General features: G+C 47.8%; 11 protein-coding genes. 9 read left to right on the top strand and 2 right to left on the bottom strand.

Annotated elements, in window-relative coordinates:
* Positions 1-99: 99 nt before the first annotated feature.
* The 5 genes from AC5JR3_RS01280 to AC5JR3_RS01260 all read left to right on the top strand — a co-directional run bounded on the left by AC5JR3_RS01280 (position 100) and on the right by AC5JR3_RS01260 (position 7,888).
* Positions 100-1,260, top strand: a complete 1,161-nt coding sequence (locus tag AC5JR3_RS01280) for a glycosyltransferase family 2 protein (RefSeq protein ID WP_495842247.1) — start codon at positions 100-102, stop codon at positions 1,258-1,260.
* 178 nt (positions 1,261-1,438) lie between these two features.
* Positions 1,439-4,144, top strand: a complete 2,706-nt coding sequence (locus AC5JR3_RS01275; protein ID WP_495842245.1) for a glycosyltransferase — start codon at positions 1,439-1,441, stop codon at positions 4,142-4,144.
* A 6-nt stretch (positions 4,145-4,150) separates the two neighbouring features.
* Entirely contained in the window at positions 4,151-4,951 is an 801-nt protein-coding gene (locus AC5JR3_RS01270) for an ABC transporter permease (protein WP_495842243.1), read from the top strand.
* A complete protein-coding gene (locus AC5JR3_RS01265) occupies positions 4,952-6,247 on the top strand; it encodes an ABC transporter ATP-binding protein (protein ID WP_495842241.1) in 1,296 nt (431 codons plus the stop codon). It abuts the gene before it with no gap.
* Between the two features lie 51 nt (positions 6,248-6,298).
* Positions 6,299-7,888: a glycosyltransferase family 39 protein gene (locus AC5JR3_RS01260; RefSeq protein ID WP_495842239.1), complete on the top strand. Its 1,590-nt coding sequence runs from the start codon at positions 6,299-6,301 to the stop codon at positions 7,886-7,888.
* A gap of 38 nt (positions 7,889-7,926) precedes the next feature.
* On the opposite strand, the gene AC5JR3_RS01255 is transcribed toward AC5JR3_RS01260, so the two are convergent.
* Complete coding sequence (locus tag AC5JR3_RS01255; protein ID WP_495842237.1) at positions 7,927-9,648, bottom strand: DUF8201 family protein; 1,722 nt, start codon at positions 9,646-9,648, stop codon at positions 7,927-7,929.
* Between the two features lie 134 nt (positions 9,649-9,782).
* Between AC5JR3_RS01255 and AC5JR3_RS01250 the strand changes: the two genes are divergently transcribed.
* Positions 9,783-10,682 (top strand): glycosyltransferase family 2 protein, encoded by a 900-nt coding sequence (locus AC5JR3_RS01250; protein ID WP_495842236.1) that lies wholly within the window; start codon positions 9,783-9,785, stop codon positions 10,680-10,682.
* A 219-nt stretch (positions 10,683-10,901) separates the two neighbouring features.
* Here the strand turns inward: AC5JR3_RS01250 and AC5JR3_RS01245 are convergent, their stop codons facing one another.
* Positions 10,902-12,116: a DUF790 family protein gene (locus AC5JR3_RS01245; RefSeq protein ID WP_495842234.1), complete on the bottom strand. Its 1,215-nt coding sequence runs from the start codon at positions 12,114-12,116 to the stop codon at positions 10,902-10,904.
* Between the two features lie 46 nt (positions 12,117-12,162).
* Here AC5JR3_RS01245 and AC5JR3_RS01240 point away from each other — a divergent pair, with 46 nt between their 5' ends.
* The 3 genes from AC5JR3_RS01240 (at position 12,163) to AC5JR3_RS01230 (ending at position 14,950) form a co-directional block, all read left to right on the top strand.
* A complete protein-coding gene (locus AC5JR3_RS01240) occupies positions 12,163-12,300 on the top strand; it encodes a hypothetical protein (RefSeq protein ID WP_495842233.1) in 138 nt (45 codons plus the stop codon).
* A 451-nt stretch (positions 12,301-12,751) separates the two neighbouring features.
* A complete protein-coding gene (locus tag AC5JR3_RS01235) occupies positions 12,752-13,699 on the top strand; it encodes a tetratricopeptide repeat protein (RefSeq protein WP_495842341.1) in 948 nt (315 codons plus the stop codon).
* Between the two features lie 87 nt (positions 13,700-13,786).
* Positions 13,787-14,950, top strand: a complete 1,164-nt coding sequence (locus AC5JR3_RS01230) for a tetratricopeptide repeat protein (RefSeq protein WP_495842231.1) — start codon at positions 13,787-13,789, stop codon at positions 14,948-14,950.
* Positions 14,951-14,960: the final 10 nt, after the last annotated feature.

The raw sequence follows: 14,960 nt of genomic DNA, 5'->3' as shown, positions 1-14,960 counted from the left end.
CCGCATTTTTATAAAGAAGAAATAAAGTTTCAGTGAAGAAATGTCTAACTCCGGTAATTTTCTGCCATTATCAGCGCCATAAGTCTGTCTTGCTTTTGTGTGAATAATTATCATTCTTCCTTAGTTTCAGTAATTATACCTACCTATAATGCTGAAAAGTTTATAGAAAGAACCTTAAATTCAGTAATTTCTCAGACCTACTTAAATATTGAAGTCTTAGTCGTTGACGACGGCTCCCAAGATCGGACAGCGGAAGTTGTCAAGGCGATCGCCCAAAAAGACTCCCGAATTATTCTTTTGCAGCAAGAAAATGCCGGAGTTGCCGCTGCTCGGAATTTAGCCATAGAAAAATCGCGAGGCGAGTACATTGCACCGATTGATGCTGACGATATTTGGTATCCTCAAAATCTGGAAAAACAAGTGCAATGTATGCTACAAGCAGACTCCTCGGTGGGAGTCGTTTATTCCTGGTCAGTGGATATTGATGAAGAAGATCGACTCACGGGAGGATTTTATAACTCCAACCTACAGGGGAAAATTCGCGCCGCCCTTGTCTACAAGTATTTCATCGGTAATGCTAGTTCTTCTCTAATCCGTCGGGCTTGCTTTGAGAAAGTTGGCGGTTACAATCGCCACTTAAAAGAACAAAATGCTCAGGGATGCGAGGATTGGGAGATTTACCTACGTATAGCTAAACATTATCAATTTCGAGTAGTACCAGAGTTTCTTGTCGGCTACCGACAGATAACCAGCAGCATGTCTTGCAACGATGAACTAATGGCAAAGTCTCATTCTCTGGTTATGGCAAGCGTCCGCCAACAATCACCTGAGATTCTGCCCAAAACTTATCGATGGTCTAGCAGTAGTTTCTATGTGTATCTAGCGGCAAAAAATAGTCGAAGCGGTAACGTCAGCAGAACCTTATTCTGGCTGTACGAAGCGTTAAAGCTAGATACAGTGATGATGCTTTTGCGCCACCATCTTTACGCCTTGACTATCATCAGCATCTTTCAGCTTATTGTTCAAGCCGTCACCTCGACCATTGCTTCCGATTCTTGTCCTCCGTTGCCGTTGAGAGCCCCGGAACGAGAAATGACAACAGTGAATATTATTAGACGAACGAACATTCATCGATTTCTTCCTGCACAATTATATGAGAGGTGGCGATTAAGTAAATTAGTTCGCCCTTCAGAAAAAACTGAATTTCTGTATTCTCAAATACCCAAAGTCAAAGCTTTTAGTAATATCAAATCCCTTTGATTAATACTCCCTAGCTTTTTGCGGGAAAATGAAGCGACCTTCTCCCCCTGCTGTCCCTATTTCTCGGCTTCCTTTGCTCTCCTCAACCTTAACGGTGGGGATTGAAGCGGTTCAATATAATTCTATTTCTGCTTGCTGCTTAAACCTTTAGTTGTCTCTACTCCAAGAGCTTTTGCTTATGCTTAATCCAATCAAAGTGGTGGATATCGAATTGAGCCGCCCGCTCGTTAAGTTTGAAGGTTTAGATGGCTATATGGGGCTGCAAGGACTAGTTCGCCTACATGGTGCCCCCATTGGGTATATCAAAGCACCTGTGACGGCGGGTTGTGTGAGTGCAAAAACTTTAAGCACACTGATTCTGGAACAGCATAGCTGGTCTATCATCCACCACCTTTTGCAGAATGGATTAGCAGCACCCCCACGACCAGAAAAGTTGCGGCTTGAAGATTTGTTTGACGTGCCACCGCCACAGTATAGCGGGACGTTGCCGTTAGTGACGGTAGCGGTTTGTACGCGCGATCGCCCTACCGATCTTGCCCTGTGTCTAGATGCTCTCAGCCTTCTAGATTATCCAGCCCTCGATATTCTGGTTGTGGATAATGCCCCTAGCAGTGATGCGACTAAATGTCTGGTGCAGACAAAATATCCCCATGTCCGTTATGTGACAGAACCTCGTCCTGGTCTAGATTGGGCACGCAACCGAGCCATCATTGAGGCGAGAGGCGAAATTATTGCTTATACCGATGATGATGTCGTAGTCGATGCAGGGTGGGTAAAAGCTTTAGCCAAGGTATTCATCGAAAATCCAGAGGTAATGGCAATCACCGGCTTAGTTGTGCCTTACGAACTGGAAACAGAAGCACAAGTTTTGTTTGAGATGCAAGGCGGCTTTGGCAAGGGATTTAAGCGTAAGTGGTATGAAGTCAAACCGAATACGAAGACGCCGTGGTGGTTTTTTGCCACAGGTAATTACGGTACAGGGGCAAATATGGCTTACCGTCGCAGCGTGTTTGCGGAAGTGGGTTACTTTGATCCGGCTTTGGATGTTGGGACTCTCACCAATGGTGCTGGCGATTTGGAGATGTTCTTCCGGGTTGTAAAGGGAGGACATACGCTGGTTTATGAGCCTAATGCGATCGTCCGTCACCGCCATCGACGAGATTATGAGAAATTGCGAAAGCAACTACATGCAAACGGTGCCGTGTTTGCCTATTTCATGTGCAGTATCCGATTGCATCCTGAAGAAGCCTTTTCTTTCCTGCGGCTCGGTTTAACCTGGCTGTGGTCTTGGCATATCCGTCGCTTGTTTATGTCCTTCATGTATCCAACCCGCTTCCCTCGCGATTTGATTTGGGCAGAACTGATGGGGTGCTTTACGGGTTTGGGAACCTATCAGAAATCTAGTAAGGTTGCCGCCCAGATCGCCCAAGATTATGGCTCTCTTCCACCCATTAAAGTACCAAAAAAGCCTGTACCCTCTACAGAGCCTCCAAAACTTCCAGACGCGATCGCCGTGCGTACCGTTGAGTTAACTCAACCTCTACAGCCGATAGTTAACACGACCGACTATGCAAATGTGCGCGTCTATGTTACCTGGAATCATTCAGCAATTGGGAGCTTCGATATTGAAGATCAACACCAGCCCATTAGCGTAACTCGCTTGTGCGAGGCAATTGTTGACTCTCTGGGTATCAAACTACTCCAAGCCGACCCACGAGTGAATGTAGATGAGTGCGCCAGGGAAGCGATCGCCCTACTGAAGCAGCAATACACGCCAACTGAACCTAAGGAGGCAGAATCTATTAAGCTGCCTGTTAATGTCTCAGCTTCTATCGTGGTAGGAACATACGACAGACCTGACGATCTACGTAAATGCCTCCGCAGCTTAGTCGATCAGGAGTCACTCCGTCAGGTAGAAGTTATTGTTGTGGACAACCATCCTACTTCGGGTTTAACTCCACCTGTAGTAGCTGAGTTCCCAGAGGTAATCTTGGTGAGCGAGCCACGACAAGGGGTAGCTTATGCTCGCAATGCAGGTATTATCGTCAGTAAAGGGGACATCGTAGTCACAGTAGATGATGATGTGACAATATTCCCTGATTGGCTGGAAAAATTAATCGCACCCTTCGCTCGCGCTGACGTGATGACGGTAAGTGGAAATATCTTGCCTAGAGAATTACAAACCGAGTCACAGCAAATATTTGAGCAATATGGTAGTGGCGGTCTAGGACGTGGTTTTAATCGCTTTGAGGTTGACGGAGATTGGTTTGAACACTCTTGGATGCACTCTGTACCAACTTGGGAACTTGGTGGAACTGCCAATGCTGCCTTCCGTGCGACTATCTTTAGCCATCCTGAGATTGGTTTGATGGATGAAGCACTCGGCCCAGGTATGCCTTCAGGCGTTGGAGAAGATATCTATATCTTCTACAAGGTACTCAAAGCTGGTTATACGATCGTTTATGAACCTGCGGCACTGGTTTGGCACAAGCACCGCCGCGATATGTCGGCTCTACGCCGTCAACTCTACAACTACAGCAAGGGAATCATCTCCTATCATCTAACAACTTTCTTGTGCGATCGCGATCTGCGGGGATTACTGGCTGTAGCAATTGGTCTGCCGATGTGGCAAATGCAGCGAATTAGAGAACGGTTTCAACGTCGTTGCGCTCATCCTATCCCGATGATCTTATTGGATATAGCTGGGAATCTAGCGGGACCTTGGTCGCTATGGCAGTCTCGCCAACGAGTCAAGGGCGAAGGTCGTAGCGCCCCTTATATTCCCGTTTCCCAACGAGTGGATACCACAACATCAAAGCTTATTTTAGCGGAGACACCTAACTATGCAAACGTTGGTGAGTTTTACCCCGTATCAAAAAATTGAACGCTCATGCTATCTAAGCGGAAATTCCCAGATCCTCTCTATAAGTGGCGGTTAGCCTATCTATACGACCTATTGCGAGAGTTAGTTGCTCGCGATATGAAGTTGCTCTACAAGCGGTCAGCCTTAGGAATCGCTTGGACGCTGATTAACCCATTGCTACAACTGGCAGTTTTTGTCTTTGTCTTCCAGATTGTGCTACCCGTTTCCATACCCAACTACGCTTCGTTTGTGTTTACTGGTTTGCTCGTCTGGACTTGGTTTCAAAACTCCCTGTTCCAAGCCACTGGGGCGATCATCGCCAATCGTCCCCTAATCCGACAACCCGGTTTCCCAATAGCCATCTTGCCCGTAGTAATTACGACAACGGGCTTGATTCACTTCGTGCTAGGGCTTCCCGTCTTGATCGTCTTTCTGCTGATCGATGGAGTTCAGCTACAGCCTGTCATCCTATTTCTGCCACTTTTGCAGGCGCTTCAGTTTGCCCTAACCGTTAGCATCGCCTACTTACTAGCTGCTTTGAACGTCACGTTTCGGGACACCCAGCACACGCTCGGTGTCTTGCTACAGCTATTGTTCTATCTGACGCCCATTTTTTACGATATCAATAACGTGCCCGCCGCTTATCAGTACCTCTACAACCTCAACCCGATAGTACATATTGTCAACGCTTATCGGGATGTACTAATACAAGGAACGTTACCCAATTGGCAACCATTAGTAATTATCGCCGTCTTAATGGCAGTTTGTTTACCCATTGGTTTGCAGTTTTTTCGGCGGCAGAGCGATCGCTTTGTGGAGGAACTCTAAATGCCTGAAGCCATTATCGTCAAAAGACTGGGTAAGCGATTCAACCGCTACCATGCTGAACGACCTGTCACCATCATGGAAGCAGCACTGTCGGGTTTGCGGCGCATGAAACCCCTAGAGTGTTTCTGGGCATTGCGCGATGTCAGCTTCACTGTCTCTCCAGGTCAGATGTTAGGGATTATCGGTAAGAACGGCGCAGGTAAATCCACGCTGTTACAGCTTATTGGTGGCGTCGGACGTCCGGATGAGGGAAGAGTAAAAGTCAATGGACGAATTGGGGCGCTACTGGATTTGGGTGCTGGCTTCCACGCCGATTTGACTGGGAGAGAAAATGTTGGTGTCAGCGGCGTGGTGGCGGGTCTGACTCGTCGGGAAGTAGCGCGGCGCTTTGATGCCATTGTAGAGTTTGCCGAGTTAGAGCAGTTTATTGACAACCCAGTACGTACCTACAGCACGGGGATGCAGATGCGCTTGGCATTTGCGGTGGCTGTCCACACTGACCCCAATGTGCTTTTAGTGGATGAGTTTCTTTCGGTGGGCGACCTTTCGTTTCAGGCAAAGTGCTTAGAACGAATTGCCCAGTTGAAAACTTCCGGCTGTGCAATAGTCCTTATTTCTCACAGCGCGCAACAAATTCAGGAACTCTGCGACCAAGCGTTGTGGTTGCGTCAGGGGCAAATTGTGGCGTATGGGGAACCAGACGTTGTGGCGGGGCAGTACAAGGTCGAGATGCGATCGCAAACGCAGCAACGCACCCCCGTACGCCCTCCCAAACTGACCTCGGCAGGTACTGAGCTGCGACTCCATGAAAACCGCTTTGGCTCTTTGGATGTCGAAATTACCGACGTGCGCTTGCTACCAGCATCAGAAATCGAGAGTGGAGAAGCCCTGACGGTGGAGATTGAGTATCTGGCAACGCAGCTCATTATGGCTCCCATTTTCAGCGTCACCATTAGCGATGAAGAGGGTCAAATTTGCTTCGATACCAGCACGGCAACCCTTGGGCGCACCAGCGAAGTCAGCCTGCCCCTAACCACCTCGCTACAGCAAATTCAGGGCAAAGGACAGATTAAATTACATTGCGATCGCCTCGATCTCAATGGTGGGCGCTACTACGTCGATATTGGAATCTACGAGCAGAACTGGGCGTATGCCTACGACTACCACTGGCACGTTTATCCATTATTAGTGCGTTCAAAAATGGGAGCCAAAGGTGTCCTTGCTCCACCCTATCGCTGGGAGATGGGTAGCGTACAGCTATCCAGCCTTAAACGCTCTCAAACCCATCAACTCTAAAAGGTTGAGCCTTTCGTTTACGCCACAATTAAGTAAACGTCAGGATGCGAAATGAAATTACGTTTTTTCCGCCTCAACTTTTATATTCTGTTCATTCTAGTTGTTGCGGCAATCTTACGGTTTTATCAAATCGACCAGCCGTTTATTGATGCCTTTAGCTGGCGACAGTCTAGCACCGCAATGATGGCGGATAACTTTTACCGCACCAACCGCAATATCTTCTACCCCGAAGTCAATTGGGGTGGGGCTGGGCCTGGCTATCAAGGGCGCGAGTTCCAGACAGTCAGTTACCTGGCAGCGTTACTGTATCCCATTGTTGGTCAACAGGATTGGGTTGGTCGCTCGATCGCCGTAATGTTTGGTTTATGGGGGATCTTTGCCCTCTATCAACTCGTCCGTCGTGTCTGGGATGAAGAACACGCACTGATGAGTGCGGCGGTGATGGCATTATTACCAGGAAGCATCTTTATTGAGCGCTCTTTTCTTCCCGATCCCGCCATGGTTGCCTTGGTAACAACCAGCCTGTGGATGCTAGTTGCCTATCTGCAAACTGGGCGTCGGCACTATCTCATACTGGCTGGAGTCATTGGCAGTTGGGGTTTTTTGTCAAAAATTACGGGGTTAATCGTTGGGCTGCCGATGATGTATGCCATTGTTACGATTCTGGGTCGTAAGAAGATGCTGCATCCGAAAAAGCTGGGGCTACTGGGGGTTGTTGCCGTCCTTGGACTGATCCCAGTTGTGGCTTACTACCTATGGGCAAGACATCTTTCCCTTTCTTACCCGCCCTATCACTTTGCAGGTGAGGGAAACTGGCTTTGGGATGATGGGCTGACGAACTGGTTAAGCAAAACCTATTTCCTTCCCGGTCTAAGCCATATTTTTAATACCTGGCTTTGGACTGCTCCCGTCATTGCCCTTGTATTTTTTGGTCTGATTTTCCCCCCTCCCAGAGAGAAACCGACTCAAAACTCTCCAGTTAACTTTTCCGGTAAAGCACCTTGGCTGTTTCACTGGTGGTTCCTCGGTGGTGTCATTTACTACCTAATCGGAGCCAAGGAACTAGTTAATAACCCCTGGAACTTTCATCTGATCAACCCCGCCGCTGCTGCGATCGCAGGTCATGCGATCTTGGTGACAGCATCATTATGGAATCCAGTTTGGCGATCGCCTATTTCGCTATCAATCATTGCCGCCTTCCTATTCTTCATTGCCAGCTTCGGGCAGGCTGGTTTGCAATGGGTGTATAAACCCTACGCCTACGAAAGTTATAAGTTGGGGCTGGCTCTGCGTCAATTTAGCCAACCTGGCGACCTCGTAGTCACCCTAGCGAATACCCTTGGCGATCCGATTCCCATTTATTACAGCCAACGGCGCGGGTGGGTTTTTCCGCCAGTAATTGAGGATGGAGTCTTGCCCCAATTCCCTGAAGACGACAATGAGGCGATTCAAATGTTTGAGGAAATGCGGGCTAAGGGTGCAGATTGGTTAGGCATTGTTGAGGAGCGCAAAAAAGATTTCTGGACAGACCACCTAACCTTAGTTGAGCACATCAAACGCACCTGTGAGTTCAAAGCCAAAACCCCAGAGTGGGTTATTTATCGCATCTTTAGCCCAGAGGAGATGGCAAAGTTGCCGTAAGTAACAGGATCTAATTAAACGAACGTAGTTAACCAACTTCATCTGGTCTTCTGCCTAACAAATCCTGCCTTAATCCCCAGTTGTGGATTGCGAAGCTGAATTTCGTCTGGTTGAGCGGCACAAGGCAATTCAGCACCCCAACAAATACCCATGCGATCTTGGGGAGAGAAATAACTCACATTATTGATTTGTTTGGGTAAGACTTCAGCACTCGGCAACTTGGGCGGCAATATTAATTGGGCTTGGCTAGCATCACTGCTAGAAATAACGATAATTATGGCAATCAGAAAAAGCGAAGCGATCGCAGAGGCTTGACGTAATTGCCGGAGTTGATAGTAAGCCGTTAATCGATGAGCAAGCTTTGGCAAACTATTCTGATTTTGGCAGTACATCGCAGTTGTTAAGGCAGGCAGAAGCACTATATAACCAAACCCAAATCTGAGCAGGGGAGCTTGCAGCATCATGAATGCTGTTCCCACAACTGCCAGGGCTAGCATCCAAAGCTGGTCGTAACTTTGAGTAATTAGTGATTTTCTCACAACGTAAACTGCACAGAAAATAGAAACCAAAATTAGCAATGTAATCAGTTTGTTGGAGTTAATCGAGTTAAACCATTGCCAGAAAAGCCACACTGCTGGAATGACACTAGGCGGAGGCGAACCGTACCAAACTCCCCAACCACGAGTGACTTCTGCTTTCTGTTGAGCTTCTTGTACAGTAAGCGACCAGGGTAAATCCACACACAAAAAAGATGCCGGAAAAAACGGACATCCAGAGGAAACAATGCCAAAAATAAACATTGGCAAGAGTAGCAAAACGATGATAGTGCTACCTACTAAAATTCGTTTTAGGCTAAATTTTCCCCAAATATAGAACAGACTAGATATAAGTAAAATCGGCAGAGCAGTAAGCTTTATGGTCACTGCTCCAACTGATAAAATTAGCGGAATGATTTTGGTATCTACAGAAGTTTTTAATTCTTGTAAAGGCGCTACATTCTTGTCAGATGCAATTAGAATTGACCAAGAAACGACTACAGTTAGAAATATGACGACAATATCGGGAGACGCCGATACCAAAACTACCGACATTAGCTCTGAGGTAATCAGGAAGGGCAAGATAAAAATTGAGGCAACTATTACTAAGCTGTCGCTGAGTTGTGCCTTATTGGTGAAACTGTGAATTAGACAAATTAAGAAATGTAGTAGGGCAAGGAGCAAGGCAAAACCATTTGTTATTGCACTGACGCGATCGCCCAAAACTTCCGCATTTAAAGGTGCAGCGAAGGCAAACCAAGACGAAGTAAAACCAAACTGACTATTGAGCAATGCTAACCCTGGAACTGCGCCAAAGTCTGCTAACCAACGGATTGCCCCATAGTGATAAAGTCCTGTATCAATCCATCGCACTTGTTGAGTTGTTAATGCCGCTACCCCAAGTTCTAGGCTGAAGAATCCTAGAACTAAGGGGGGAGAAACCATCAACCAGAGCGCCACTATTTCCTTACGAGTATCCTGAGAGAGTAGAGATAAGGCGCAAAAAGCGATCGCAATAACGGCACCAACGACAGGAGATAGAGGCAGAATCAGGGAGGTTGCCAGGAGGGAGATGGAAAGAACGACGACTCCTAACCACAAGGCAGCTATGAGGCGATCGCCTACTCGTTTAAAGCGATTAGCTGGCACGAGATTCAGTAGCGCTGTTCCAATTAAGCCGCAAGCAATAAGAAGAAAATTCCAGGCAACGGTAAAATAAAGCATCAGGTATTTTTTTGTTGACTAGATAAAATTAGCCTAATCATTTGTTCTGCTAAATACTAACCAAAGTAATTTAGAGATGTCAGCCTTTTTAAGGTTTAACTTATAAAAAAACTATTTGAATTTGTTAATTGGCGATGGAACAAACTTTGCCTTTATTCTCAATTATTATCCCCACTTATTGCCGTCCAGAGAGGCTGGCTACCTGCCTTCAGTCCCTCGCAAAGATTGACTATCCTCGCGATCGCTTTGAGATCATCGTGGTAGATGATGGTAGCGAAATGTCCCTCGAAGCGATCGTGACTCCCTTTTGTGAGGCACTAGATGTTACTCTGCTGACTCAACCCCATGCAGGCCCAGCAACAGCACGGAATACTGGGACATTGGCAGCGAAAGGGAAGTTCCTAGTTTTCACAGATGATGATTGTGTTCCATCACCGGATTGGCTAAAAACCTTGGCGGCTCAATTTGCCCTGACGCCGGATTGTCTGATTGGAGGTCGGACGCTGAATGCGCTTCCCGATAACCTCTATTCCACGGCTAGCCAGGTATTAATTGATTACCTTTACAGTTATTACAACGCGAACCCTAAGCAAGCTCGTTTTTTTGCCTCGAACAACTTTGCTTTGCCAAAAGAGTCTTTTGAAGCAATTGGTGGCTTTGATACAAGTTTTCCCTTAGCAGCAGGAGAAGACCGGGAATTTTGCGATCGCTGGCTACAACGTGGTTATCTGATGATTTACCTGCCAGAAAGTTGCGTTTATCATGCCCATAAACTGACTCTCCGCAAATTTTGGTCTCAACACTTCAACTACGGTCGGGGTGCGTTTCGTTTTCACGAAATCTGCGCTCAACGCCATCTCGAACATCCAAAGCGGGAAAAGTTATCGTTTTATCTAAATTTGCTCGGTTATCCGTTGTCACTAGCAACGTCTCATTCTGTGCTGTTGATAGGAGGGTTGTTTTTTGTTTCACAGGTGGCAAATGCCGCCGGGTTGGCTTGGGAGAAGTTCTCTAGGGATGTGCCACAGCTATAAATTAACCACACCAGGCACACCAGAACACAGAGGAAGAAGAAGAGAAAGAGGAGCGATCGCTTAAGTAGGACGGCGTAAATGATTAAAGGTTTGTAGTGAGGGCTTTAGCCCTCGCACGTAGAACTTCAGCCCTTACTACGAGACAATTTTAAAAATTTACATTGCTTCACATAGTTTGATTGATTTGCGCCTACTTAACTTTCTTCCAAGACGCTTGAATCAATCTAAAACGGCTAAGACAGCTTTGGGTGAAAGTTTGTCTTTGAACCAAATGATCTTCGCAGGAACGTTTTCTACTTTAACTCCGGCTTTTTCTAAATTTAGTCGCTCGGAAACTGCCAAAATCAGGTTGTCGCATTCCGAACGGCGGACTTGAGAAAACTTTTTTTGTAAGTAATCGGGACGCCAATAACCGACAATTTCTAGCAAAAAGTCGCGTCCATCGGGATGAATGAGGCGAAAGTCGGGAATCATCACACTACCGGGGAGGGGGATCAGATCTACCTCTCGTTCTAGTCGCCAGTCGGTTTTTAGGGAGTCCCAACGGTTGGCGAAGGAGGCTTCGATCATGCTGTCGTAGGTTTTCCCTGGTAGGTAGTGGGTGACTAAGCCGCAGTCGTCGCTGAGGGTAAATTGCCCGGTTTTCCAGGTGTCATTGTAGGGATCGCGAGTCTGTAAGGTGGCTTTGAGCGTCCATTTTGTGACGTGGAGCAGGGCAGGGAGGAGTTTAGCGATCGCTAACCCATATCTCGTACTCGGCTTAAACAAACTCACTGGCCCATCTACGGTGATTGTAAAACCATGATCGGCATCGCCCTCAATGTAGGTCATCAATTGAAACAGTTTTAGGTAGCGAAATAGCAATTTGTACTCTCCGGGATCGTTGCGGTGAGCGTTGATTTTAATTTCGCTGGCTTTATAAAAGATGCCCTGCACTTGGGATAAGTTGTAGCGATGCAATAAGGCTTCCGGGACGGGGGGATCAAATTGAGTCAGGATGCGATTTTCCTGTAAGTCGGCGTAGAGTCCTTTGCGAATGTGTTCGATGTGGATGTCTTGGTTTAATTCCTGGCTGAGGGTAGCTGACAGCGTTTCCAGGGTTCTGACGGTTGCTTGAGGGCTGGGGGTAGATTTTGCCGACAGGGAAAAGACTCGCTGTCGTAATAATTGCGGTTCTAGAGGACTGACGATCTCGAAGGTGCAGAAGTGATTCTTGAGCAGGTGGGCAAGTCCCCGTTTAAAACGGTAGTCGGGGCTGTCGCCTTCTAGCGATCGCATTTCGCTATCAAGTTCCCCCTGCGTCCCCCCAACAGCCGCCTGAAAGCGATTAATCAATTCCATAGCAATACCGATGGCGTTGTCGTCAATCGGCACTCGCTTGGGAATCATGGTTTCCCCATTTTGTCGATAAATCAGCAGATCAGTTGGGAGCATGTGAATGAAGGGTGAAGTATGAAGTATGAAGGGTGAAGTATGAAGTATGAATAGGGTTGGTTATTGCTTCTTTGCTGCACCTCTGCACCTCTGCACCCCTGCACCCCTGCACCCCTGCACCCCTGCTCCGGCTGGCGATCGCGCTATGAACCTTGACATCCTCACCGGGCTAAAGCCACGGTGATTCCTAAACCTCACGATTTAGGCTTCGGCCGTGAGCTCAGCCGAACGGTTTCTGTTTCATTGCAACTGCCTCCACTCACAAAGAGTATTGGTCTTATGTTCGCTCCACAGACTAACCCCGCAAGCCCTGCGGTTCTCATGTGTCGATACTCACAACAAGTATTTATGTTGTTTGTGATTCAAGGGTTGGATCGTCCATTGCCCCGTCCTCTTTTCCCGGTCTACCGATTTTTCTTCCCCGTTGCAAGGTGCTTGCAAACTTTGGTGTTAGGGTTTATGTCTCCATCGTCGCGGGTGGGTCAGTGACCACAACTATTGTACCGTATAGTGTAAAGCTGTCCTAGTGGTCACTGACTTGTGCTGAGCTTGTCGAAGTAGCTTGTCGAAGTGAAGGGCGGGGTTTCAGACCTAGGAGTTTTGATGAGTTGGTCAAGGGGAGAAAATCCGTGCCTATGTCTTATACGATATTTAAACCCTTAGAGTGCCGACCTGATAGTTACTGGGGCTGGTATCAACAAGGTAATGCCCTGCGGAATCAGAAACGTTACCAGGAAGCACTCCTTAGCTATGACAAAGCCTTAGAATATTATCCCTCTGACTATTGGGGATGGTATCGTCGAGCGGGGGTTTTGGATGCGCTGGGTTGGTATCGAGCCGCAATTGAGAGCTATGACCAGGCATTAGCCGTAAAACCCAGAGATTACTGGGCGTGGTATCGCAAAGGGAATGTTTTGCGGCGATTAGGTAGATACGACACCGCGATCGCATCTTATGACCAAGCTTTAGCTGAGCGTCCCTCTGACTATTGGGCTTGGTACAATCGCGGCTGTGTTGCCTTGGTAGATTTGCAGGATTACAAAGTTGCACTGGCGGCGTTTGACAAAGCCTTAGATGTGCAACCAACGGATTACTGGGGGTGGTACCGCAGTGGGGAAGCCCTGCGGCGGTTGGGAAGTTATGAAGATGCGATCGCGGCGTTTGATATTGCTCTGGAATTGAGAAAAAATGATTACTGGGCGTGGTATCGCCAGGGAGATGCCCTGCGAAATTGGGAACGCCTGGAAGATTCCCTCAACTGCTATGAAAAAGCTTTGAGCGTCAAGCCCTCTGACTACTGGGCGTGGTATCAGCTAGGTAAGGTTTTGCAGCAACTGCACCGCTATCAGGAGGCAATTGAGTGTTACAACCACGCCCTAGACGCGGAACCGGAAGGGGCTTTAACCTGGTATAACCGAGCTTGCTGTCAGGCTCTACTGGGGAAAAAAGCAGCCGCGATCGCCAACTTGCAACGAGCGATTGACCTCAACCCTAGGCGCTACCAAGACAGTGTGGCTACAAACCCTGACTTTACCAATCTGCATCAGGATGAGCGCTATCAAGCCTTGATCCATTTAAGATAAAGTTTTCCCCTCTGCCTAATTAACAGTGGCATAATGTGCCATTGCAGACTTGCTAATAGCACGTTCGCAGGTTCGTCTTAAGTATTTATGAGTAATGCACCAATGGCTGACACCTACAGGTACTGGTACCAGCAAGGAGAAACATTACGATCGCGATCGCAGTATGAAGAGGCGGTGGCTTGCTACGACAACGCGATCGCCATCTGCCCAGCTGATTACTGGGCGTGGTACCAACGCGGTATTGCCTTAGATGAACTGGCTCGCCATGAAGACGCCCTCTACAGTTTTGACAACGCCCTAGCAGAACGACCGCAGGATTACTGGGCATGGTATCAGCGTAGCCGTACCTTGCAGCGGTTGGGACGTTTCCCAGAGGCGATCGCGGCTTTGGATAACGCCCTAGCAGAACGACCGCAGGATTACTGGGCGTGGTACAACCGGGGTTACATTGCCTTGTATAACCTCAATGACTATGAAGCGGCGATCGCTTCCTTTGACAAAGCCTTGGACATACGTTCCTCTGCTTACTGGATATGGGATCGTCGGGGGGAAGCACTCCGCCAATTGAGTCGCAATGAAGAAGCCCTGGAGTGCTACGACAGAGCCTTAGATATCAAATCCAATGTCAGCATCACTTGGTACCACAAAGGCAAAGCCCTCGATGGTCTAAATTCTTGGAACGAAGCAATTGAGTGTTACCAAAGAGCTTTAGAAATTAATCCTTATGTAGCTATCGTTTGGTACGACAAAGGCATTGCCTACGATGAGTTGGAACGTTACGAAGAAGCCTTGAGTTGCTACCAAGAGGCGATCGCGCTTTACCCCTTGCACTACTGGGCATGGTATCAACAAGCGCAGGTACTTGAGCACCTAAATCGTTATCAAGACGCTCTCAATAGCTACAACCGCGCCCTAGAAGTCATGCCCGATTGGAGCATCTGGGGGGAGCAGTATCATCAGCTTGGGAGCTGGATTTGGCACGACCGAGGCACCGTGTTACAGCAATTAGGACACTATCAAGACGCAAGTGCCAGCCTCGAAAAAGCCTTGGAAATTAAACCCAATAACGCCGACACCTGGTATAGCAAAGCCTGTTGTGATGCCCAACTTGGGAATACCGAACAGGGACTAGAAAGCCTACAACACGCCCTCCAGCTCAACCGCGATCGCTATCGTCCCTTAGCACAAAGCGATCCTAGTATCGAATCCCTACGTCGCGATCGCAAGTTCCTCAGCCTGATTGAAGAGTGAACCTCAAGAA

This window comes from Kastovskya adunca (assembly GCF_059505785.1).
The sequence above is the reverse complement of the archived record's forward strand: the minus strand, read 5'-3'. Positions and strand labels throughout refer to the sequence as shown.

Excerpts from the sequence above, each read along its gene's own strand:
- AC5JR3_RS01270 (WP_495842243.1), top strand. The coding sequence starts at position 4,151 with ATGCTATCTAAGCGGAAATTCCCAGATCCTCTCTATAAGTGGCGGTTA.
- AC5JR3_RS01245 (WP_495842234.1), bottom strand. The coding sequence starts at position 12,116 with ATGCTCCCAACTGATCTGCTGATTTATCGACAAAATGGGGAAACCATG.
- AC5JR3_RS01230 (WP_495842231.1), top strand. The coding sequence starts at position 13,787 with ATGAGTAATGCACCAATGGCTGACACCTACAGGTACTGGTACCAGCAA.
- AC5JR3_RS01255 (WP_495842237.1), bottom strand. The coding sequence starts at position 9,648 with ATGCTTTATTTTACCGTTGCCTGGAATTTTCTTCTTATTGCTTGCGGC.
- AC5JR3_RS01235 (WP_495842341.1), top strand. The coding sequence starts at position 12,752 with ATGTCTTATACGATATTTAAACCCTTAGAGTGCCGACCTGATAGTTAC.
- AC5JR3_RS01240 (WP_495842233.1), top strand. The coding sequence starts at position 12,163 with ATGAATAGGGTTGGTTATTGCTTCTTTGCTGCACCTCTGCACCTCTGC.
- AC5JR3_RS01265 (WP_495842241.1), top strand. The coding sequence starts at position 4,952 with ATGCCTGAAGCCATTATCGTCAAAAGACTGGGTAAGCGATTCAACCGC.
- AC5JR3_RS01250 (WP_495842236.1), top strand. The coding sequence starts at position 9,783 with ATGGAACAAACTTTGCCTTTATTCTCAATTATTATCCCCACTTATTGC.
- AC5JR3_RS01260 (WP_495842239.1), top strand. The coding sequence starts at position 6,299 with ATGAAATTACGTTTTTTCCGCCTCAACTTTTATATTCTGTTCATTCTA.
- AC5JR3_RS01275 (WP_495842245.1), top strand. The coding sequence starts at position 1,439 with ATGCTTAATCCAATCAAAGTGGTGGATATCGAATTGAGCCGCCCGCTC.